Origin of the sequence: Blastococcus sp. TF02A-30 (genome assembly GCF_003319185.1) — a bacterium.
Taxonomy (GTDB): domain Bacteria; phylum Actinomycetota; class Actinomycetes; order Mycobacteriales; family Geodermatophilaceae; genus Blastococcus.
Map to the genome: position 1 here is coordinate 506,739 of NZ_QOHJ01000002.1, position 21,084 is coordinate 527,822.

General features: G+C 73.4%; 17 protein-coding genes and 1 pseudogene. 13 read left to right on the forward strand and 5 right to left on the reverse strand.

Features of this window, described 5'->3' with window-relative positions; genetic code table 11:
- Positions 1–58: 58 nt before the first annotated feature.
- The 6 genes from DQ241_RS06755 to DQ241_RS06780 all read left to right on the forward strand — a co-directional run bounded on the left by DQ241_RS06755 (position 59) and on the right by DQ241_RS06780 (position 6,253).
- Positions 59–1,660, forward strand: coding sequence for an ABC-F family ATP-binding cassette domain-containing protein (locus DQ241_RS06755; protein WP_113829375.1), 1,602 nt, complete (start codon positions 59–61; stop codon positions 1,658–1,660).
- 270 nt (positions 1,661–1,930) lie between these two features.
- Positions 1,931–2,158 carry a helix-turn-helix domain-containing protein gene (locus tag DQ241_RS06760; RefSeq protein ID WP_091983578.1) on the forward strand — a complete coding sequence of 76 codons (228 nt, stop codon included), beginning with the start codon at positions 1,931–1,933 and terminating at the stop codon, positions 2,156–2,158.
- Positions 2,155–2,934, forward strand: coding sequence for an enoyl-CoA hydratase/isomerase family protein (locus DQ241_RS06765; protein WP_113829376.1), 780 nt, complete (start codon positions 2,155–2,157; stop codon positions 2,932–2,934). The genes DQ241_RS06760 and DQ241_RS06765 overlap by 4 nt, the downstream gene beginning before the upstream one ends.
- Positions 2,935–3,039: 105 nt before the next feature.
- Positions 3,040–4,932, forward strand: a complete 1,893-nt coding sequence (locus DQ241_RS06770; protein ID WP_113829477.1) for an ABC transporter ATP-binding protein — start codon at positions 3,040–3,042, stop codon at positions 4,930–4,932.
- 17 nt (positions 4,933–4,949) lie between these two features.
- Positions 4,950–5,414, forward strand: a complete 465-nt coding sequence (locus DQ241_RS06775) for an SgcJ/EcaC family oxidoreductase (RefSeq protein ID WP_113829377.1) — start codon at positions 4,950–4,952, stop codon at positions 5,412–5,414.
- Positions 5,411–6,253: a sulfurtransferase gene (locus DQ241_RS06780; protein WP_233492266.1), complete on the forward strand. Its 843-nt coding sequence runs from the start codon at positions 5,411–5,413 to the stop codon at positions 6,251–6,253. Before DQ241_RS06775 ends, DQ241_RS06780 begins: the two co-directional genes overlap by 4 nt.
- Here DQ241_RS06780 and DQ241_RS06785 read toward each other — a convergent pair.
- Both DQ241_RS06785 and DQ241_RS06790 read right to left on the reverse strand, forming a co-directional pair.
- A complete protein-coding gene (locus tag DQ241_RS06785) occupies positions 6,250–7,056 on the reverse strand; it encodes a DUF881 domain-containing protein (protein ID WP_113829379.1) in 807 nt (268 codons plus the stop codon). The two genes, DQ241_RS06780 and DQ241_RS06785, sit on opposite strands and share 4 nt — an antisense overlap.
- Positions 7,057–7,110: 54 nt before the next feature.
- Positions 7,111–7,617 (reverse strand): Lrp/AsnC family transcriptional regulator, encoded by a 507-nt coding sequence (locus tag DQ241_RS06790; RefSeq protein WP_113829380.1) that lies wholly within the window; start codon positions 7,615–7,617, stop codon positions 7,111–7,113.
- A 166-nt stretch (positions 7,618–7,783) separates the two neighbouring features.
- On the opposite strand from DQ241_RS06790, the gene hppD reads away from it, so the two are divergent.
- From hppD to fahA, 3 genes are all read left to right on the forward strand, one after another.
- Positions 7,784–8,989 (forward strand): 4-hydroxyphenylpyruvate dioxygenase, encoded by a 1,206-nt coding sequence (gene hppD / locus DQ241_RS06795; protein WP_113829381.1) that lies wholly within the window; start codon positions 7,784–7,786, stop codon positions 8,987–8,989.
- 91 nt (positions 8,990–9,080) lie between these two features.
- Positions 9,081–10,283 carry a homogentisate 1,2-dioxygenase gene (locus DQ241_RS06800; RefSeq protein WP_113829382.1) on the forward strand — a complete coding sequence of 401 codons (1,203 nt, stop codon included), beginning with the start codon at positions 9,081–9,083 and terminating at the stop codon, positions 10,281–10,283.
- Positions 10,280–11,467, forward strand: a complete 1,188-nt coding sequence (fahA, locus tag DQ241_RS06805) for a fumarylacetoacetase (protein WP_113829383.1) — start codon at positions 10,280–10,282, stop codon at positions 11,465–11,467. Before DQ241_RS06800 ends, fahA begins: the two co-directional genes overlap by 4 nt.
- Here the strand turns inward: fahA and DQ241_RS06810 are convergent, their stop codons facing one another.
- From DQ241_RS06810 to DQ241_RS06820, 3 genes are all read right to left on the reverse strand, one after another.
- Positions 11,468–12,166, reverse strand: coding sequence for a sirohydrochlorin chelatase (locus DQ241_RS06810; RefSeq protein WP_113829384.1), 699 nt, complete (start codon positions 12,164–12,166; stop codon positions 11,468–11,470).
- Between the two features lie 61 nt (positions 12,167–12,227).
- Complete coding sequence (locus tag DQ241_RS06815) at positions 12,228–12,983, reverse strand: SDR family oxidoreductase (RefSeq protein ID WP_113829385.1); 756 nt, start codon at positions 12,981–12,983, stop codon at positions 12,228–12,230.
- Positions 12,983–15,835, reverse strand: a complete 2,853-nt coding sequence (locus DQ241_RS06820) for an aconitate hydratase (RefSeq protein ID WP_113829386.1) — start codon at positions 15,833–15,835, stop codon at positions 12,983–12,985. Before DQ241_RS06820 ends, DQ241_RS06815 begins: the two co-directional genes overlap by 1 nt.
- A gap of 146 nt (positions 15,836–15,981) precedes the next feature.
- On the opposite strand from DQ241_RS06820, the gene DQ241_RS06825 reads away from it, so the two are divergent.
- The 4 genes and pseudogenes from DQ241_RS06825 to DQ241_RS06840 form a co-directional block, all read left to right on the forward strand.
- Positions 15,982–16,740, forward strand: coding sequence for a Sir2 family NAD-dependent protein deacetylase (locus tag DQ241_RS06825; protein WP_113829387.1), 759 nt, complete (start codon positions 15,982–15,984; stop codon positions 16,738–16,740).
- Between the two features lie 81 nt (positions 16,741–16,821).
- Entirely contained in the window at positions 16,822–18,357 is a 1,536-nt protein-coding gene (locus DQ241_RS06830; protein ID WP_113829478.1) for a long-chain-fatty-acid--CoA ligase, read from the forward strand.
- A gap of 138 nt (positions 18,358–18,495) precedes the next feature.
- Positions 18,496–19,779 carry a C40 family peptidase gene (locus DQ241_RS06835; RefSeq protein ID WP_233492267.1) on the forward strand — a complete coding sequence of 428 codons (1,284 nt, stop codon included), beginning with the start codon at positions 18,496–18,498 and terminating at the stop codon, positions 19,777–19,779.
- Positions 19,780–19,936: 157 nt separating this feature from the next.
- Positions 19,937–21,025: pseudogene (locus tag DQ241_RS06840) on the forward strand (AAA family ATPase); the annotation flags it as partial.
- Positions 21,026–21,084 lie beyond the last annotated feature (59 nt).

Here is a 21,084-nt window from a genome sequence, read left to right on the forward strand (position 1 = left end):
CCGATGTCACCCCGAAACCGTTCGTGGTATCGCTCCGCGAGCGCCTACCCTGGGACCAGTGATCACGACGACCGGTTTGGAGCTGCGAGCCGGCGCCCGGATCCTCATCAGCGAGGCCACGCTCCGCGTGCAGCCCGGCGACCGCATCGGCCTGGTGGGCCGCAACGGCGCCGGCAAGACGACCACCCTCACCACGCTGGCCGGTGAGCGGCTGCCGCACGCCGGCAAGGTTGAGGTGAGCGGCGAGATCGGCTACCTCCCGCAGGACCCCCGCAGCGGCGACCTCGACATCACCGCCAGCGACCGCGTGCTCTCCGGCCGCGGGCTCGACGTGCTGCGCGCCCAGATGGTCAAGGCGCAGGTCGCGATGGCCGAGCCGGCCGACGACGACGAGCGCGACAAGGCCGTCCGCCGCTACGGCCGGCTCGAGGACCAGTTCGCCGCGCTGGGCGGGTACGCCGCCGAGAGCGACGCCGCCCGCATCTGCACGAACCTGGGCCTGCCCGACCGCGTGCTCGCCCAGCCGCTGCGCACCCTCTCCGGTGGCCAGCGCCGCCGCGTCGAGCTCGCCCGCATCCTCTTCTCCGACGCCGAGACGCTGCTGCTCGACGAGCCGACCAACCACCTCGACGGCGACTCGATCACCTGGCTCAAGGGCTTCCTCGCCGGGCACAAGGGCGGGCTGATCGTGATCAGCCACGACGTCGAGCTGCTCGACGCCGTCGTCAACAAGGTGTGGCACCTGGACGCCAACCGGGCCACCGTCGACGTCTACAACCTCGGCTGGAAGCCCTACCTGGCCCAGCGCGAGACCGACGAGCGGCGGCGCAAGCAGGAGCGGGCCAACACCGAGCGGAAGATCGACACGCTCACCGCGCAGGCCGACAAGATGCGGGCCAAGGCCACCAAGGCCAAGGCGGCGAAGAGCATGGACAAGCGCGCCGAGCGGCTGGCCGCCGGGCTGGCCGAGGTGCGGGTCGCCGACCGGGTGGCCAAGCTGCGCTTCCCGACGCCGGCCGCGTGCGGCAGGACGCCGCTCACCGCCGAGGGCCTGTCGAAGAGCTACGGGTCGCTGGAGATCTTCACCGACGTCGACCTGGCCGTGGACCGGGGCGCGCGGGTCGTCGTCCTCGGGCTCAACGGCGCCGGCAAGACGACGCTGCTGCGGATGCTCGCCGGCACCGAGGCCCCCGACACCGGCGAGGTGAAGGCAGGGCACGGGCTGCGGGTGGGTTACTACGCCCAGGAGCACGAGACCCTCGACATGGACCGCTCGCTGCTGGAGAACATGCGCTCGGCGGCGCCGGACAGCACCGACACCGAGCTGCGGCGGATCCTCGGCGCCTTCCTCTTCTCCGGCGAGACGGTCGACCAGCGCACCGGCACCCTCTCCGGCGGTGAGCGGACCCGGCTGGCGATGGCCACCCTCGTCGTCTCCGGCGCCAACGTGCTGCTGCTCGACGAGCCGACCAACAACCTCGACCCGGCCAGCCGGGAGCAGGTGCTGGACGCGCTGCGCACGTACGCCGGCGCGATCGTGCTGGTCACCCACGACGAGGGCGCCGTGCGCGCGCTCAACCCCGACAAGGTCATCCTGCTGCCCGACGGCACCGAGGACGCCTGGAGCGAGGACCTGGCCGACCTGGTCGAGCTGGCCTGAGGTCGCGGCGGCTGTACCCGCTGCGCCGGACGTGTGGCCGCGTCGTGGCGCGGCCCGTCGTCCGCCGGGGCGGCTGAGCCCGCCAGGGGCGCGGTCGGACCGGCCCGACGTTCTCGCCTCGCCGTCCCCGGGGACCTGGGTGATCATGGGTTGCCAGGTGGCCGTGGTCAGCGGGACGGCGGCACCGACACAGGACGGACGGCCATCGCCGGGTCGGCTGCGGTCGGCTCGGGCGGTGTGCTGGGCCGGCGGCTGACACGGAGGGGAGTCATGGCCGACTCGAGCACTGCGGACCTGGGCAAGGGCAAGCGGATCACCGGAGGTGACCGGTCGACGCTGGCCGACGAGCTGCGCAAGCGCTACGACGGCGGGGAGAGCATCCGCTCGCTGGCCGAGTCCACGAAGCGTTCCTACGGCTTCGTCCACCGGCTGCTGTCGGAGTCCGGGGCCACCCTGCGCAGCCGTGGTGGGGCCAACCGGAATAGTAAGAAGGCGTGACCTCCGAGAACTCCTACGACGGCTGGGTCCGCACGCGCCAGGACGGCGCCGTCCTCACCGTCACCCTCGACCGCCCCGACCAGCTCAACGCCCAGACGCCGGCCACCTGGTCGTCGCTGGCCGCGATCGGCGACGCGCTGACCGACGAGGTCCGCGTCGTCGTCGTGCGCGGGGAGGGCAGGTCGTTCTCCGCCGGGCTGGACCGCAGCATGTTCAGCGCCGAGCCGGGCACGCCCGGAGGGCTGGGCGACCTCGGGCGCCGGCCCACCGAGGAGGCGCAGGAGCAGATCCGCGAGTACCAGCGCGGGTTCCGCTGGCTGCGGCAGCCGGGCATCGTCTCGGTGGCCGCCGTCCAGGGGCACGCCATCGGCGCCGGCTGCCAGCTGGCCCTGGCCTGCGACCTGCGGGTGCTCACGGACGACGCCTCGCTGCGGCTGCCCGAGCCGACCCTGGGCCTGGTGCCCGACCTCACCGGCACCAGCAACCTGGTCGAGCTGGTCGGCTACTCGCGGGCGATGGAGATCTGCCTGACCGGCCGTGCCGTCCGCGCCGCCGAGGCCCAGCAGATGGGGCTGGCGAACGTCGTCGTCCCCGCGGCCGAGCTCGACGGCACGGTGGCCGACCTGGTCGCGGCGCTGACCGCGCCGCCGGTGGGCGCCAGCCGGGCGACCGCCGCGCTGGTGCGCTCGGCCGTGCGCAACGACCCCGACGCGCAGGACGCCGCCGAGCGGGCCGCCCAGGTGCGGCGGCTGCAGGAACTCGTCGGAGGGCGCTGACAGACTGCGTCCGCGCCGGCCGGCCTCCGGAACAACCCCGCGAGGGGCGAGGTTGCCGGGAGGGCCGGCGCTGCTGCCGACGAGACGGAGGGAGGGCTGGTGGACATGAGCGGGCCCATGACCTCCATGGCGGCGATGCGGTCGTTCCGGCGGGACCCGTCGGTCACCTCGCGCGAGCTGCCGAAGGGCACCGTCCGCCGGATCCTGGGCATCGCGCGCCCGTACCGGCGCGAGCTCACCTGGTTCCTGCTGCTGGTCGTCGCCTCGTCGCTGATCGGCGTGATCACCCCGCTGCTGGCCGGCGACATCGTCAACCGGATCGCCGGGCTGGAGGGCACCGCCGGCGACATCGTCCGGATCGCGCTGGTCATCGCCGGGCTGGCGGTGGTCGACGCGGCGATCTCGCTCGGCACCCGCTGGTACTCCGCGCGGATCGGCGAGGGCGTCATCTACGACCTGCGCAGCCGCGTGTTCGAGCACGTCCAGCGGATGCCGGTCGCCTTCTTCACCCGCACGCAGACCGGCGCGCTGGTGAGCCGGCTGAACAACGACGTCATCGGTGCCCAGCAGGCCTTCACCTCGACGCTGTCCGGCGTCGTCTCCAACGTGATCGGCCTGGCGCTCACCGCCGGCGTGATGCTCACGCTGTCCTGGCAGATCACCCTGCTCTCGCTGGTGCTGGTGCCGCTGTTCGTGCTGCCGGCCCGCCGGATCGGCCGGCGGCTGCAGGAGATCACCCGGGAGTCCTACTCCCTCAACGCGTCGATGAACGCGACGATGACCGAGCGGTTCAACGTCGCCGGCGCGCTGCTGGTCAAGCTCTTCGGCCGTCCCTCGGCCGAGGCCGACGCCTTCCGCGGCCGGGCCGCGCGGGTGCGCGACATCGGCGTCCTGTCGGCCATGTACGGCCGCTTCTTCTTCACCGCGCTCACCCTGGTGGCGGCGCTGGCCACCGCCCTCGTCTACGGCCTGGGCGGGTACTTCGCGTTCACCGGCACGCTGAGCCCCGGCGACGTCGTCGCGCTGGCCCTGCTGCTGTCGCGGCTGTACGGCCCGCTGACCGCGCTGGCCAACGTCCGGGTCGACGTCATGAGCGCGATGGTCAGCTTCGACCGGGTCTTCGAGGTGCTCGACCTGCCGCCGATGATCCGCGAGGCCGACGACGCCGTGCCGGTCCCGGCCGACGACCGGTCGATCGAGTTCGAGTCGGTCTCCTTCAGCTACCCGGCAGCGGCCGATGTCTCGCTGCCGTCGCTGGAAGAGGTGTCGCTGCCCGAGCACGGCGGTCCGACCGCCGTGCTGCACGACGTCTCCTTCCGCGTGGAGCCAGGCCACCTCGTGGCGCTGGTCGGCCACTCCGGCGCCGGCAAGTCGACGATCGCCAACCTGGTGCCGCGGCTGTACGACGCCACCGGAGGCACCGTGCGGGTGGGGGGCGTGGACGTCCGGAAGGCGACGCTGGCCTCGCTGCGGGACGCGATCGGCGTGGTCAGCCAGGACGCGCACCTGTTCCACGACACGATCCGGGCCAACCTGCTCTACGCCCGGCCCGACGCCACCGAGGAGCAGCTGTGGGCGGCGCTGACCGGCGCCCGCATCGCCACGCTGGTCGGTTCGCTGCCCGAGGGCCTGGACACCGTGGTCGGCGACCGCGGCTACCGGCTCTCCGGCGGTGAGAAGCAGCGGCTGGCCATCGCCCGCGTGCTGCTCAAGGGCCCGGGCATCGTCATCCTGGACGAGGCGACCGCCCACCTCGACAGCGAGTCGGAGGCTGCGGTCCAGCACGCGCTGGACACCGCGCTCAGCGGCCGCACCTCGCTGGTGATCGCCCACCGGCTGTCGACGATCCGCAGCGCCGACCAGATCCTGGTCATCGACGACGGTCGCATCGTGGAGTCGGGCACTCACGAGGAGTTGCTGGCGCTCGGGCAACGTTACGCACACCTCTACCGGACCCAGTTCGCCGACGGCGAGCGTCGAACGGTCGACGTCGCCTGACCACTAGCGTCACTCCCGTGACATCCGCGCACCCGCACGACGCCCAGATCCGTTCCCTGTACGCCGCCTACCTCGACGGCTGGAACCGGCGCAGCGGGGCAGCGGTCGCGGCCTGCTTCGCCGACGACGGCGACATCGTCGGCTACGACGGCACGCACCACCACGGCCGCCTCGCCATCGCGGCGGACTTCCGGCAGATCTTCGCCGGGCACCAGACCGCCTCCTACGTCGCGGTGGTCCGGTCGGTCCGCTCCATCGGCGACGGCGTCGCGGTGCTCATCGCGCACGCCGGCATGATCCCGCCGGGCGCCGGTGCCATCGAGGAGCGGTTCCACACCGTGCACACGATGGTGGCCGTCGACGAGGGTGCCGGCCGCTGGCGGATCCAGCTGCTGCAGGCGACGCCGGCGGCCTGGCACCAGCACCCCGAGGCCCGCGAGGCGCTGACCGAGGAGCTGCGCGACCTGCTGGCGGCCCAGTGAGCGGAGCGCCGGCCGTGCTGGTCTCCGCCGCGGAACTGCTGGCGGCGGGGGAGCGGCCGGTGCTGCTCGACGTCCGCTGGGCGCTGGGCGACCCGCGCGGCCGGGAGGAGTACCTGGCCGGCCACCTGCCCGACGCGGTCTTCGTCGACCTGGAGACCGAGCTGGCCGCCCCGCCGTCCCCCGACGCCGGTCGCCACCCCCTGCCGCCGCTCGACGAGCTGCAGGCCGCGGCCCGCCGCTGGGGCGTGCGCGCCGGCGTCCCGGTGGTCGTCTACGACGACAGCGGCGGGCTGGCCGCCGCCCGCGCGTGGTGGCTGCTGCGCTGGGGCGGGCACGGCGACGTCCGGCTGCTGGACGGCGGGCTCGCCGCCTGGACCCGGGCCGGCGGCCGGCTGGAGACCGGCGACGTCGTCCCGGAGCCGGGCGACGTCGTGCTTCCCGGTGGCGGCCTGCCGGTGCTCGGCATCGACGAGGCCGCGGCGCTGCCCGGCGCGGGCGGTGCGCTGCTCGACGCCCGGGCGGAGGAGCGGTACCGCGGCGAGGTGGAGCCGGTGGATCCGCGGGCCGGGCACGTGCCGGGCGCGATCAGCGCCCCGACGACGGAGAACCTGGCCGGGGACGGGACGTTCCGGCCGGCCGCCGAGCTGACCGAGCGGTTCGGCGCGCTCGGGGTGCGGCCGGGGGCTCAGGTGGGCGTCTACTGCGGTTCGGGCGTCACCGCCGCGCACGAGATCGCCGCGCTCGCCGTCGCAGGCGTGCAGGCGGCGCTGTGGCCGGGCTCCTGGTCGCAGTGGTCGGCCGACCCCCACCGCCCGGCGGCCACCGGAGCGACTCGCTAGCCGCCGTCGACGAGGGAGTCGACGACGACCTCGTCGCTCTGCGACACGCGTGCCTCGCCGCCCACCCGCGCGACGTCGGCGACCACGCCACCGGAGACGTTGAGCGCCACCTCCAGATCGGCCGGCGGCCCGACCGCGAGGATCTCGTACGGCGCCTTGAGCCGCTTCCCGTCGACGGAGAGCGCGCCGGGACTGCCGTCGACGTAGCTGGTGACCACCACCCGCACGCCGTCGACCTCGATGGCCTCCGCGCCGGCGCCGCGCAGCTCCTGGATCGCGTCGAGGACGATGGCGGTGGTCACCGCGCCCTCCGGGTCGTCGATCACCACCCGGACCCCCGGCCCGCGGGCGGGCAGGCTGCCGTTCAGGATGCCGATGGCGTCGGCCCGGCGCTGCGCCTCGGTGAGCGCCCGCCCGGACTGCGACTGGTCGCCGGAGAGCTCCTCGACGGACTGCTGCCGCTCGCCGAGCTGGTCGCGCAGCTGCTCCTCGCGGGTGTTCAGCTCGTCGAGGATGCGGACCAGGTCCTCCTCGGTGGCGCCGGTGCGCTCGACCGACTCGTCGGTGCTGCGCACCTGGACGGCGAGCCCGAAGCCGAGCGCCAGCGTCAGCGCGCCGGTGGCGACGGCGGACGTGGTGCGGTTCCAGCGCCGAGGCGGGCGGGTCGGTTCGGCAGCCGTGGGTGCGTCGTCGGCGGGCGCGTCGTGCCCGGCCAGCTCGTCGAGCTGCTCCTGCTGCGGGGCGACGTCGTCCTCGGGAACGCCCGTCCCCGGCGTCGCAGGGTCCTCCGGCCGCTCGCTCATCGGCCTCCACAGTAGGTCACCCGGAGGTTCCCACCGGCGCGCTGCGCCGGTGCGTCAGCGGTACCCGGGGGCCCGGCCCGACCCCCGGACCGCCTCCGACCGCAGCAGGGGGAGCGTGCGCCAGGGCACCACGCACGAGAGCGCGACCACGCTGGTCGAGCGCACCACCGACGGCGACCGGTTGAGCTCCACGAGGATCTGCTGCAGCGCCTCGTGCGAGGAGGCGGCCACCCGGCAGATGACGTCGCCGCTGCCGGTGGTGGCGTGCGCCTCGAGGATGCCGGGGATGGCGGCCAGCTCGGCGTGCACCTCCTCGAGCGCGCCCTGGGCGATCTCCAGCGTCACGAAGGCCTGCACGCCGAACCCGGCGGCGGCGACGTCGATGTCGGGCCCGAAGCCGGTGACGACGCCGGCCTCCTCGAGGCGCTGCAGCCGGGCGGTCGCGGTCGCGCGGGCGACGCCGACGAGCCGGGCGATCTCCAGCATCCCGGCACGGGGGTGCGCGTGCAGGGCGTCCAGCAGGGCGACGTCCAGGGCGTCCAGGGCGCGCTTGTCGGCCATCGGTCCTCTCCGGCTGATCGGGTGCGGGCTGTGCAGTGTGCCCAGTTGATGGCCCTCTGAGCTAGCCCCGTTGTGCAGGCACGCCAGGACGAGTGGCCGATCTTGCGCGGTCGCGGCCGGACGGTGTGCTGTGACGGCGCACACAACCGCGAGCGGAGGGGTTCCGATGACGCTGGAGCAGGCGTTGAACGACGAGGAGCGGCTGGCGGGCCTGGACCTGCAGCAGCTGGAGCAGCTGGTCGGCCTGGTCGACTACGACGCCTCGGCCGACCCCTTCCCGGTCAGCGGGTGGGACGGCCTGGTCTGGGTCGTGGGCAACGCGGTGCAGACGGCGCACTTCTTCCAGTCCGCGTTCGGCATGCAGCTGGTCGCCTACTCCGGCCCGGAGACCGGCAACCGCGACCACCACTCGTTCGTCCTCACCTCGGGCTCGGCTCGCTTCGTCGTCCAGGGCGCGTACGACCCGGCCAGCCCGCTGGCCGACCACCACCGCAAGCACGGCGACGGCATCGTCGACATCGCGCTCGCCGTCCCCGACGTCGACCGCTGCATCGCGCACGCCCGCGCGCAGGGTGCCACCGTGCTGGAGGAGCCGCGCGACGTCAGCGACGAGCACGGGACCGTGCGCCTGGCGTCGATCGCCGCCTACGGCGACACCCGGCACACGCTGGTCGACCGGTCCCGCTACTCCGGCCAGTACCTGCCCGGGTACGTGGCGCGGACGTCGTCCTTCCAGAAGCGGCCGGGTGCACCCAAGCGGTTGTTCCAGGCGGTCGACCACGTCGTCGGCAACGTCGAGCTCGGCGCGATGGACCAGTGGGTCGAGTTCTACAACCGGGTCATGGGATTCACGAACATGGCCGAGTTCATCGGCGACGACATCGCCACCGACTACTCGGCGCTGATGAGCAAGGTGGTCGCCAACGGCAACCACCGGGTCAAGTTCCCGCTCAACGAGCCGGCCATGGGCAAGAAGAAGTCGCAGATCGACGAGTACCTCGAGTTCTACGGCGGCCCCGGCGCGCAGCACGTCGCGCTGGCCACCAACGACATCGTGGCGACGGTCGACGCGATGACCGCCGAGGGCGTGGAGTTCCTGTCCACGCCGGCGTCGTACTACGAGGACCCCGAGCTGCGGGCCCGCATCGGCAACGTCCGCGTGCCGATCGAGGAGCTGCAGGCGCGCGGCATCCTGGTCGACCGAGACGAGGACGGCTACCTCCTGCAGATCTTCACCCGGCCCACCGGCGACCGGCCCACGGTGTTCTTCGAGCTGATCGAGCGGCACGGCTCGCTGGGCTTCGGCAAGGGCAACTTCAAGGCACTCTTCGAGGCGATCGAGCGCGAGCAGGAACGCCGCGGCAACTTCTAGAAGGACCACCCTTCCCCCCGCGCCTCGCTCCGCTCGGCGCGGGCCCCTGAAGGGTGGCCGTTCCATCCGGTCACGTCCGAGAGGTCTCTCGATGGCTCATTACCGGCAGGTGGGGGAGGTGCCGCGGAAGCGGCACACGCAGTTCCGGCGCCCGGACGGGCGGTTGTACTCCGAGGAGCTGATGGGGGAGGAGGGTTTCTCCTCCGACAGCTCGTTGCTCTACCACCGCGGCGTCCCGTCGTCGCTGGTCGACGCCCGGCCGTGGGAGCTGCCCGACCAGGCGACGACGCCGAACAGCCCGCTGCTGCCCCGGCACCTGAGGCTGCACGACCTGTTCCCCGGCGAGGAGCACAAGGCGGTCGACCCGGTGACCGGCCGGTGGCTCGTGCTCGGCAACGCCGACGTCCGCATCTCCTACGCCGTGTCGAGCCTGCCCAGCCCGCTGTGCCGCAACGCGACCGGTGACGAGTGCGTCTTCGTCGAGCGCGGGACGGCGACGGTGGAGACCGTGTTCGGCGCGCTGGACGTCGGGCCGGGTGACTACGTCGTCCTCCCGCGGGCGACGACGCACCGCTGGCTGCCGACCGGCGACGAGCCGCTGCGCACCTACGCGATCGAGGCGAACAGCCACATCGCCCCGCCCAAGCGCTACCTCTCCCGGTACGGCCAGTTCCTGGAGCACGCGCCGTACTGCGAGCGGGACCTGCGCACCCCGGCCGAGCCGCTGCTGGCCGAGGGCACCGACGTCGAGGTCTACGTGAAGCACCGCGGCGACGGGCCGGGCGGGCTGGCCGGCACCGTGCACGTGGTGCCGGAGCACCCGTTCGACGTCGTCGGCTGGGACGGCTGCCTCTACCCCTACGTGTTCAACGTGGCCGACTTCGAGCCGATCACCGGGCGGGTGCACCAGCCGCCGCCGGTGCACCAGGTGTTCGAGGGGCAGAACTTCGTCATCTGCAACTTCGTGCCGCGCAAGGTCGACTACCACCCGCTCGCGGTGCCGGTGCCGTACTACCACTCGAACGTCGACTCCGACGAGATCATGTTCTACGTGGACGGCGACTACGAGGCGCGCAAGGGCTCCGGCATCGGCAAGGGCTCGATCACCGTGCACCCGGGCGGGCACTCGCACGGACCGCAGCCGGCCGCGGTGGAGGCCTCGCTGGGCGCGGAGCGCTTCGACGAGCTGGCGGTCATGGTCGACACCTTCCGGCCGCTGGCCCTCGGCGAGGGCGGGCGGGCGGTGGACGACGGCCGGTACGCCTGGTCCTGGTCGGGCCGCGGGCCCGCGTGACCTGGGTCGAGCTGCCGGAGGGCACCGGCTTCGGGATCGACAACCTGCCGCTGGGCGTCTTCCTGGCTCGCGGCCGGGTCGGCTTCCGGCACGGCGTGCGCATCGGGGACCTCGTGCTCGACCTCTTCGAGACGACCGGCGAGCGGGTGCACCAGACGGGCGCCCTCGACTCGTTCTTGATCGCGGGGCCGGGTGCCTGGCGCGACCGGCGCGAGCAGGTCACCGAGTGGCTCACCGAGGAACGGCACCGCGCCCGGGTCGAGCCGCACCTGATCCCGGTGGACGACGTCCAGCTCCACCGGCCCATCGGCGTCCCGAACTACGTCGACTTCTACAGCTCCCGGCAGCACGCCGAGAACGTCGGCCGGCTGTTCCGGCCGGGCACCGATCCGCTGCCGCCGAACTGGCTGCACCTGCCGATCGGCTACCACGGGCGGCCGGGCACCGTGGACGTCTCGGGGACGCCGGTGGTCCGGCCCTGCGGTCAGCTCGGGGCGCCGGACGACGGCGGGCTGCCGCCGTTCGGCCCGACGCGCAAGCTCGACTTCGAGGCCGAGGTGGGCTTCGTGGTCGGCGCCCCGGGGGAGCGGTTGACCGTCGCGGACTTCCCCGAGCACGTGTTCGGCGTGTGCCTGGTCAACGACTGGTCGGCCCGCGACCTGCAGGCGTGGGAGTACGTGCCGCTCGGCCCGATGCTCGGGAAGTCGTTCCTCACCTCGATGTCGCCGTGGGTCGTGCCGCTGGCCGCGCTGGAGGCCGCCCGGGTGGCGCCGCCTGAGCGGGAGACCGAGCTGCTGCCCTACCTGCGCGACGACGGCGACCCGTGGGGCCTGGACCTCGCGCTGGAGGTGCGGCTCAACGGGGAGGTCATCAGCCGGCCGCCGTTCCGCGGCACGTACTGGACGGCGGCCCAGCAACTGGCGCACCTCACCGTGAACGGCGCCCCGGCGCTGGCCGGCGAGCTCTTCGCGTCCGGCACGGTCAGCGGTGCCACCCGCGCAGAGTGGGGCTCGCTGCTGGAGCTGAGCGCGAACGGGGCGGAGCCGCTCCGGCTCGGCGACGGCTCGACCCGCACGTTCCTCGAGGACGGCGACACGGTGACGATCAGCGCCACGGCCCCCGGCGTGAACGGCGGGCGGATCTCGTTGGGGGAGGTCACCGGCACGGTCCAGCCGGCGCGCTGATCAGCCGACGGCGGCGTCGTAGCGGTCGAGCAGGACGGCGGCGATCCGCTCGTCGGGGAGCAGGGGAGCGGTGACCACGTCGGCGCCCGCGCCGGCCAGCTTGTCGTGGAAGTGCCCCGGCGCCAGCAGGTAGGAGGCGACGACCACCCGCGCGGCTCCGGCGGCGCGCGCGGCCGCCACCGCGTCGGGCACGGCCGGCTTCGCGGCGGACCCGTAGCCCGTGGTCACCGGCCCGGCCCAGTCGCGGTGCAGCAGGGCGGCGGTGTCCTCGACGTCGCGCACCGAGCGCGGGTCGCTGGACCCGGCGGCGGCGAGCACGACCGCCGTGCGCCGGTCGTCGGGGTCGGCGCCGGCCTCCACCAACCGGTCGCGCAGCACGGCGGCCAGCCGGGGGTCCGGGCCGAGGGGGCGGGCCGCCACCGTGCCCGGCGCGGCCGCGACGGCCTGCGCGATGTCGACGTGCACGTGGTACCCGCCGGACAGCAGCAGCGGGACGACGACGGCCGGGCGGCCGGACGCCGAGAGCTCGGCGACCACGTCGACCACGGTCGGCGGCTGCACGTCCACGAACGCCGCCGTCGTCACCAGGCCCGGGCGCAGGGAGCGGGCGGCCAGCGCCAGCTCGGCGATCAGCCGCCGGCCGGTGGGGTTGCGGGTGCCGTGCGCGCAGGCGACCAGCACCGGTGAGTGTGCGCTCATCGGGGCAGCCGGACCCGGGTAGCCCCGGACAGCGCACAGTGGCGTGGGGCGATGGGTGCCGTCATGGAGAGCGCAGCCGGCCGCCGTCGACGGCGACCACGGTGCCGGTCACGTAGGAGGCAGCGGGGGAGAGCAGGAACGCGGCCACCCGGCCGAACTCCTCGGGCTCCCCGACCCGGCCGAGCGGGATGGCCGCCTCGGTGCGGGCGCGGGCGGCTGCCGGATCACCCGAGGCAGCCTCGATCTCCGCGATCCGGTCGGTGGCGATGGTCCCCGGCATCAGCCCGACCACGCGGATCCCGCGCGGGGCCAGCTCGTCGGCCAGCCCCTTCGCCGTCATCGCCAGGCCCGGGCGCAGGCCGTTCGAGATCGCCAGCCCGTCCAGCGGCTGCCGCACGGACGTGGACAGCACGAAGCCGATGCAGGCGCCCTCGGACAGGTGCGGCACCAGGGCCTTCACCAGCCGCAGCGGGCCGAGCAGCACGCTGTCCACCCCGTCCCGCCACGCGTCCTCGGGGGTGTCCAGGACGGTGCCGGGAGCAGGCCCGCCGACGGAGACCAGCGCGCCGTCGAGCCGCGGCAGCCGCTCCAGGGCGGCGGCCACCAGCGCGTCCGCGGCGTCGGGGGAAGCGAGGTCGGCCGGAACGCCGGACGCCGCCGTCCCCAGGGAGGAGACGGCGGCGTCCACGGAATCGGCGGAGCGGGAGCTGAGCAGCACCCGCGCGCCGTCGTCGACCAGGGCGCGGGCGGTCGCGAATCCCAGTCCCCGGCTCGCGCCGGTGAGCAGGTAGCCGCGACCGCCCAGACCCAGATCCATCAGGCGGCGGAACCCCGCAGCGAGCGCAGGACGTACTGCATGATCCCGCCGTTGCGGTAGTAGTTCGCCTCACCGGGGGTGTCGATCCGGACGCGGGCGTCGAACTCGACGTCGCCGGCCTTCACCTTGACCGTGCGCGGGACCGAGCCCTCGTTCAGCGCCGTGATCCCGGTGATCGTGAACTCCTCGTCGCCGGTCAGGCCGAGCGACTCGCGGTTCTGGCCCTCGGGGAACTGCAGCGGCAGGACGCCCATGCCGATGAGGTTCGAGCGGTGGATGCGCTCGTAGCTCTCGGCGATGACGGCCTTGACGCCCAGCAGCGCGGTGCCCTTGGCGGCCCAGTCGCGCGACGAACCGGAGCCGTACTCCTTGCCGGCCAGCACGACCAGCGGGATGCCGGCCTCCTGGTAGGCCTGGGAGGCGTCGTAGATCGTCGTCGTCTCACCGGTCAGGTGGTTCTTGGTGACGCCACCCTCGGTGCCCGGCACCAGCTGGTTGCGCAGCCGGATGTTGGCGAAGGTGCCGCGGATCATGACCTCGTGGTTCCCGCGGCGCGAGCCGTAGGAGTTGAAGTCGCGGCGGTCCACGCCGTGCTCGCGCAGGTACTTGCCCGCGGGGCTGTCGGCCTTGATCGAGCCGGCCGGCGAGATGTGGTCGGTGGTCACCGAGTCGCCGAGCACCGCGAGGGTGCGGGCGCCGGTGATGTCCTGCACCGGGGCCGGCTCGGCCGGCATGCCCTCGAAGTAGGGAGGACGGCGCACGTAGGTGCTCTCCTCGGCCCACTCGAAGGTGTCGCCGGTCGGGGTGGGCAGGTTCTGCCACTGCTCGGTGCCCGCGAAGACGTCCTCGTAGCTGCGGCCGAACTGCTCCGCCGAGACCGCGTGGTCGATGACCCGCTGGACCTCCTGCGGCGACGGCCAGATGTCGCGGAGGAAGACGTCGTTGCCGTCCTGGTCCTGACCCAGCGGGTCGTTGTTCAGGTCGACGTCCATCGAGCCGGCCAGCGCGTAGGCGATGACCAGCGGCGGCGACGCCAGGTAGTTCATCTTGACGTCGGGGTTGATCCGGCCCTCGAAGTTGCGGTTGCCCGACAGCACCGAGACGACGGCGAGGTCGGCCTCGTTCACCGCGTTCGACACCGGCTCCGGCAGCGGGCCGGAGTTGCCGATGCAGGTGGTGCAGCCGTAGCCGACCAGGTAGAAGCCCAGCTTCTCCAGGTACGGGGTGAGCTCGGCCTTCTCGTAGTAGTCCATGACGACCTTGGACCCGGGGGCCAGCGTCGTCTTCACCCACGGCTTGGTGGCCAGCCCGCGCTCGACGGCGTTCTTCGCCAGCAGCGCGGCACCGATCATCACCTGCGGGTTCGAGGTGTTCGTGCAGGAGGTGATCGCCGCGATCACCACGTGGCCGTGGTCGACCTCGGTCTCGGTGCCGTCCTCCATGACGACCCTGGTCGGCTTGGAGGGGCGGTTCGAGGCGACCTGGTCCTCGTAGTGGTGCGGCTTGCCGGCCTCGCCGTTGCCGTGCTGCTCGGCGATCGGGTCGGAGGCGGGGAAGGTGTTGGCGACGGCGTCGTCGATGGCGGACGTGACCCCGTAGGGCTTCTCCTGCGCCGGGACGCCGGGCTTGCGGTCCTCGCCACCGGTCTCGTCGGCCTGCACGTAGTCGGCCAGGGCCTCGCGGAAGGCGGCCTTCGCGTCGGTGATGGCGACCCGGTCCTGCGGGCGCTTCGGGCCGGCGATCGACGGGACGACGGTCGACAGGTCCAGCTCGAGGTACTCGGAGAAGGCGGGCTCGCGCGACGGGTCGTGCCAGAGGCCCTGCTCCTTGGCGTAGGCCTCGACCAGGGCCACCTGCTCGGCCGAGCGGCCGGTGAGCTTCAGGTAGGTGATGGTCTCCTCGTCGATCGGGAACATCGCCGCGGTGGAGCCGAACTCCGGGCTCATGTTGCCGATCGTGGCGCGGTTGGCCAGCGGAACCGCCGACACGCCCTCGCCGTAGAACTCGACGAACTTCCCGACGACGCCGTGCTGGCGCAGCATCTCGGTGATGGTCAGCACCAGGTCGGTCGCGGTGGCGCCGTCCGGCAGCTGGCCGAAGAGCTTGAAGCCCACGACGCGGGGGATGAGCATCGAGACCGGCTGGCCGAGCATCGCGGCCTCGGCCTCGATGCCGCCGACGCCCCAGCCCAGCACGCCCAGGCCGTTGACCATCGTGGTGTGCGAGTCGGTGCCCACGCAGGTGTCCGGGTAGGCGACGACGCGGTCACCCTCCTGCCGCGGGAAGACCACGCGGGCCAGGTGCTCGATGTTGACCTGGTGCACGATGCCGGTGCCCGGGGGGACGACCTTGAAGTCGCTGAAGGCGCCCTGGCCCCAGCGGAGGAACTGGTAGCGCTCGCCGTTGCGCTCGTACTCGATCTCGACGTTGCGCTGGAACGAGTCCTCGGTGCCGAAGATGTCGGCGATCACCGAGTGGTCGATGACCAGCTCGGCCGGGGCGAGCGGGTTGATCTTCTGCGGGTCGCCGCCGAGCTCGGCCATGGCCTCGCGCATGGTGGCGAGGTCGACGATGCAGGGGACGCCGGTGAAGTCCTGCATGACCACGCGGGCCGGGGTGAACTGGATCTCCCGGTCGGGCTCGGCCGACGGGTCCCAGTTGGCGATCGCCCGGATGTGGTCGGCGGTGATGTCCGCGCCGTCCTCGGTGCGCAGGAGGTTCTCGAGGAGGACCTTCAGGCTGAAGGGCAGCTTCTCGGAGCCCTCCACCGCGTCGAGCCGGTAGATGTCGTACTCGGTGCCGTCGACGTCGAGCGTCGCCCGCGCTCCGAAGCTGTCCTTGCTGGCTGCCACTGCTCTGCGCCTACCCCTCGTGGTTCATACCGCTTCGTTGACCACCCCCGATCATCCCAGCCCGCGGCGGGGAAGACCGAGTCAGGCGACCCTTTCCTCACCCCGTGACCTGCATCACCTGCGGTGAAACGTCCTACGGTGGTCGGGTGACCGGCGTCGTCCCCGATCCGCTGCCCGGCTGGCTGACCGAGGCGCGGCGGATCACCGTCCTCACCGGCGCCGGCATCTCCACCGACAGCGGCATCCCCGACTACCGCGGCCCGCAGGGGGTGTGGACCCGGGACCCGGACGCCGAGAAGCTCGTGACGCTGTCCTACTACGTCGCCGACCCCGAGATCCGCCGCCGTGCGTGGCTGATGCGCCGCGACCTGGGCGACCTGCAGCCACGGCCGAACCGCGGGCACGCGGCGCTGGTCGAGCTGGAGCGGCAGGGGCGGCTGCGCGCGCTGGTCACGCAGAACGTCGACGGGCTGCACCAGGCGGCCGGCTCCTCGCCGGACCTGGTGCACGAGGTCCACGGCACGGTGCACGAGGTCGAGTGCCTGGGCTGCGGCGACCGGACGTCGATGACCGAGGCGCTGGAGCGGGTGGCGGCCGGGGAGCCCGACCCGGCCTGCCGGAGGTGTGGCGGCATCCTCAAGTCGGCGACGATCAGCTTCGGGCAGGTGCTCGACGAGCAGGTGATCGCGGCGGCCGCGGCGGCGGCGCGCGACTGCGACGTGCTGCTCGCCGTCGGCACCTCGCTGCAGGTGTGGCCGGTGGCGGGGCTGGTGGAGACCGCCGTCCTGTCCGGCGCCAAGGCCGTGATCGTCAACGCCGAGCCGACGCCCTTCGACGACTACGCCTCGCTGCTGGTCTCCGAGCCGATCGGCGACGCGCTGCCCCGGCTGGTGCGCGCCGGCTGACGCCGCGCACGGGGGCTGCCCCGGGCCCCTCCGCCGGATAGCGTGACCGGCGACACCGTCGTCAGCACCCGGGAGCCCGGCATGCGCGTTCCTCTCACCACCCGCGACTTCCTCGACCGCGCCGAGCTCGTCTACGGCGACCGCGTCGGCATCGTCGACGAGCCCACCCAGCCCGCGCCCTCGCTCGGCGAGGTCTCCTGGCGGGAGGTGGCCCGCCGCGGCCGGGCCCTGCAGGCCGGGCTCGACGAGCTGGGCATCGGCGAGGGGGAGCGGGTGGCGATCGTCAGCCACAACTCCGCCCGCCTGCTGGAGCTGCTGCTCGCCGTCCCGTCGTCCGGGCGGGTGGCCGTGCCGATCAACTTCCGGCTCTCCCCGGAGGAGGTCGCCTACATCGTCGGGCACAGCGGCGCGCGTGTGCTGCTCGTCGACCCCGAGCTGGAGCCCACCCTCAAGGGCATCGAGGCCGAGCACCGGTTCGGCACGGGGGAGGAGTACGAGCAGCTGCTCAGCTTCGACGCCGAGCCCCGCCCCTGGGCGGACCCGGACGAGGACGCCACCGCGACGATCAACTACACCAGCGGGACGACGGCGCGGCCCAAGGGCGTGCAGATGACCCACCGCAACATCTGGATCAACGCCGTCACCTTCGGCATGCACATGCAGGTCAGCGACCGCGACGTCTACCTGCACACGCTGCCGATGTTCCACTGCAACGGCTGGGGGCTGCCGTACACGATGGCCGGCGTGGGGGCCCGCCAGGTCGTGCTGCGCAAGGTCGACGGCGCGGAGATCCTGCGCCGGGTCGAGCAGCACGGGGTCACGATGATGGCCGGGGCGCCCGCGGTGTGGAACGCCGTCCTGGAGGCCGCCGCCGACTGGGACGGCGAGATCCCCGGGCGCGACCGGGTGCGCATCGTGGTCGCCGGAGCGCCGCCGCCCTCGCGGACCATCGCCCGCGTCGAGGCCGAGCTCGGCTGGGAGTTCAACCAGATCTACGGCCTCACCGAGACCGCACCGCTGCTCACCATCAACCGGCCGCGCGCGGAGTACGACGACCTGGAGCCCGAGGAGCGCGCCAAGCGGCTGTCGCGCGCCGGCGTCCCCGCCGTCGGCACCCGCCTGCGGGTCAGCGACTCCGGCGAGGTGCTGGCGCAGGGCAACACCGTGCTGGCCGGCTACTGGGAGAACCCGGACGCCTCCGCCGAGGCCCTGGAGGGCGGCTGGTTCCACACCGGCGACGGCGGCACGATCGACGACGGCGGCTACCTCACCATCTCCGACCGCAAGAAGGACGTGATCATCACCGGCGGCGAGAACGTCTCCTCGATCGAGGTCGAGGACGTCGTGTTCGGCCACCCCGCCGTCGCCGAGGTCGCGGTCATCGGGGTGCCCGACGACAAGTGGGGCGAGATGGTCACCGCCGTCGTGGTCGTCGCCGAGGGCGAGCAGGTCACCGCGGAGGAGATCGTCGCCCACTGCCGCGGCAAGATCGCCGGCTACAAGATCCCTAAGCGGATCGAGTTCCGCGAGGAGCTGGCCCGCACCGCGACCGGCAAGATCCAGAAGTTCAAGCTCCGCGAGTCGTTCTGGGAGGGTTCGGAGCGCCAGGTGAACTAGAACCGCCCCGTTCACCCGGCCGTGTCGTCCCACCCTTCGGGGTGAGACGCGCTCAACGTCGCTGCTCAGCGCACCGATCACCAGCACGGAAGGCACCCCGTCCGGGATGCCGGATGACGACGCTGGAAGAGGTCGATCGTGGACAGCGGTATCCGGAGCAGCTCCGCGGGGCCCTCCCGGGCCCGCACGTCGGCGCTGCGGGTCGCCGGGACGGCGCTCGCCGCCCTCGTCCTGGTCGGGCTCACCCCTGCCGTCGCCGACGCGGCGCCCCGCCGCCCCAGCGACAGCCAGATCGCCTCGGCCCGCGCGCAGGCCGACGCCGTCGCCGCCCGGATCGGCGCGCTGAACGAGCAGCTGGCCTCGGCGCAGCAGGACGTCGACGCGGCGCACGCTTCCGCCGTGCTCGCGCTGGACGAGTTCCAGGCCACCGAGGCCGCCGCCGAGGCGGCCCGGGGGCACGCCGAGCAGGCCGCCGCCGCGGCCGCCCAGGCGACCGCCGACCTGGGCGTCGCTCGCGACGACGTCGTCTCCTTCGCCCGCCGGACCTTCATGGAGGGCAGCGCCTACCCCGGCGCGACCGCGCTCCTGACCGCCGGCGATCCGGGCCAGCTCATCGAGCGGGCCGCCCTGCTCGAAGCCGCCGGCTCGCACCGCAGCGACGTCCTCGTGCAGGTCACCGTGCTGCAGGAGCAGGCCACCGCAGCCGAGGCTGTGGCCCGCACCGCGTCCGCGGAGGCCGAGCAGCTGCAGCAGCAGGCCGCCGCGCAGCTGGCGGTCGCGCAGAGCGCCGAGGTCTCCGCCCGCGCCCAGGCCGCCGAGCTGAGCACCCGGCAGGCCGCCGCGCAGACCGAGCTCGCGGCTGCGCAGCAGCAGCTCACCGCGCTGGTCGGTCAGCGGGAGGCTGCCGAGCGCGCCGCCGCCGTCACGCCGGTCCCCACGCCCGCGCCGACCGCCCCGCCGGCGGTCGCCAACCCGCCCGCCGGGAACCCGTCGAACGCGGGCGCCGGCTCGTCGTCCGCCGTCGAGGCCGCCATCGCCGCCGCGATGCGCTACCGCGGCGCGCCCTACGCCTGGGGCGGTGGCGGCACCCGCGGCCCCGGGCCCGGCCAGGACCCCGACGAGGGGGTCATCGGCTTCGACTGCAGCGGGCTGACCCAGTACGCCTACGCGCAGGCCGGCATCTCCATCGCGCGGAACAGCCGCGCGCAGTACGCGTCGCTGCCGAAGGTGTCGAGCAACGATCTCCAGCGCGGTGACCTGGTCTTCTGGGGCACCGACCCGCGCAACCCGGACGCCATCACCCACGTGGCCATCTACCTGGGCGGCAACCAGGTCATCCAAGCGCCGCAGAGCGGCGACGTCGTCAAGGTCTCGCCGATGTGGTGGGGCGGCTACACGGGGGCCGTGCGTCCCAGCGCGTGACGGCTCCCGGCGTGTAGAGGCGTCGGGCAGCCACGGGGGGAGCTGCCCGACGCATCGCCGAGGCTAGCAGCCGACGGCGTCCGGGGGCAGGGTTCGTGCACCGGCGCGGAACCAGTTCTCGGCGGCTCCCACCTGCCGTCCAGCAACGTGTAGGACACTGGCTCCCGGGGGACGGTCGAGCCGTCCCGTCGACGCGCCCTCCCACCCGGGAGCGCGGACCGGCACGACCAGTGGGAGCCCCGTGAGCAGCGCTGCCAGCACGCCGACCCAGAGCTCGACGACGGGAGCCGGCGCCCCGGTGCCGCCGTCCGCCGACGCCGCCCGGCTGGAACGGGTGCTGTTCGAGATCAAGCGGGTGATCGTCGGCCAGGACCGGCTCGTCGAGCGGATGCTCGTGGCGCTGCTGGCCCGCGGCCACGTGCTGCTCGAGGGCGTGCCCGGCGTCGCCAAGACCCTCGCCGTCGAGACCCTCGCGACCGTGGTCGGCGGCTCGTTCGCCCGCCTGCAGTTCACCCCCGACCTGGTGCCGGCCGACATCATCGGCACGCGCATCTACAAGGCCGGGCAGGACGCCTTCGACACCGAGCTCGGCCCGGTGTTCGCCAACTTCGTGCTCACCGACGAGATCAACCGCGCGCCGGCCAAGGTGCAGTCGGCGCTGCTGGAGGTCATGGCCGAGCGGCAGGTGTCCATCGGCGGCGTCACGCACCAGCTGCCCAACCCGTTCCTCGTGCTGGCCACGCAGAACCCGATCGAGTCCGAGGGCGTCTACCCGCTGCCCGAGGCGCAGCGCGACCGCTTCCTCATGAAGGTGCTCGTCGACTACCCGAACCCCGACGAGGAGCGCGAGATCATCTACCGGATGGGCTCCGAGCCCCCGGTGGCCTCGACCGTGCTCGGCCCCGACGAGCTGCGCCGGCTGCAGCACACCGCGTCGCACGTCTTCGTGCACCACGCGCTGGTCGACTACGTCGTCCGCCTCGTCGTCGCCACCCGCTCGCCGCGGGAGCACGGCATGGAGGACGTCGCCACGTGGGTGTCCTACGGCGCCAGCCCGCGCGCCTCGCTCGGGCTCATCGCCGCCGCCCGCGCGCTGGCGCTGGTCCGCGGCCGCGACTACGTGCTGCCGCAGGACGTCCTCGACATCACCGCCGACGTGCTGCGCCACCGCCTGGTGCTGTCCTACGACGCGCTGGCCGACGGCGTGCCGGCCGACCACATCGTCAAGCGGATCGTGCAGACGGTGCCCCTCCCGCAGGTGGCGCCGCGGCAGAACGCCGGCGGCTTCGGCCCCGGCGCGCCGGG

Excerpts from the sequence above, each read along its gene's own strand:
- DQ241_RS06760 (WP_091983578.1), top strand. The coding sequence starts at position 1,931 with ATGGCCGACTCGAGCACTGCGGACCTGGGCAAGGGCAAGCGGATCACC.
- DQ241_RS06770 (WP_113829477.1), top strand. The coding sequence starts at position 3,040 with ATGAGCGGGCCCATGACCTCCATGGCGGCGATGCGGTCGTTCCGGCGG.
- DQ241_RS06830 (WP_113829478.1), top strand. The coding sequence starts at position 16,822 with ATGCGCGTTCCTCTCACCACCCGCGACTTCCTCGACCGCGCCGAGCTC.
- hppD (WP_113829381.1), top strand. The coding sequence starts at position 7,784 with ATGACGCTGGAGCAGGCGTTGAACGACGAGGAGCGGCTGGCGGGCCTG.
- DQ241_RS06810 (WP_113829384.1), bottom strand. The coding sequence starts at position 12,166 with ATGAGCGCACACTCACCGGTGCTGGTCGCCTGCGCGCACGGCACCCGC.
- DQ241_RS06800 (WP_113829382.1), top strand. The coding sequence starts at position 9,081 with ATGGCTCATTACCGGCAGGTGGGGGAGGTGCCGCGGAAGCGGCACACG.
- DQ241_RS06785 (WP_113829379.1), bottom strand. The coding sequence starts at position 7,056 with ATGAGCGAGCGGCCGGAGGACCCTGCGACGCCGGGGACGGGCGTTCCC.
- DQ241_RS06790 (WP_113829380.1), bottom strand. The coding sequence starts at position 7,617 with ATGGCCGACAAGCGCGCCCTGGACGCCCTGGACGTCGCCCTGCTGGAC.
- DQ241_RS06815 (WP_113829385.1), bottom strand. The coding sequence starts at position 12,983 with ATGGATCTGGGTCTGGGCGGTCGCGGCTACCTGCTCACCGGCGCGAGC.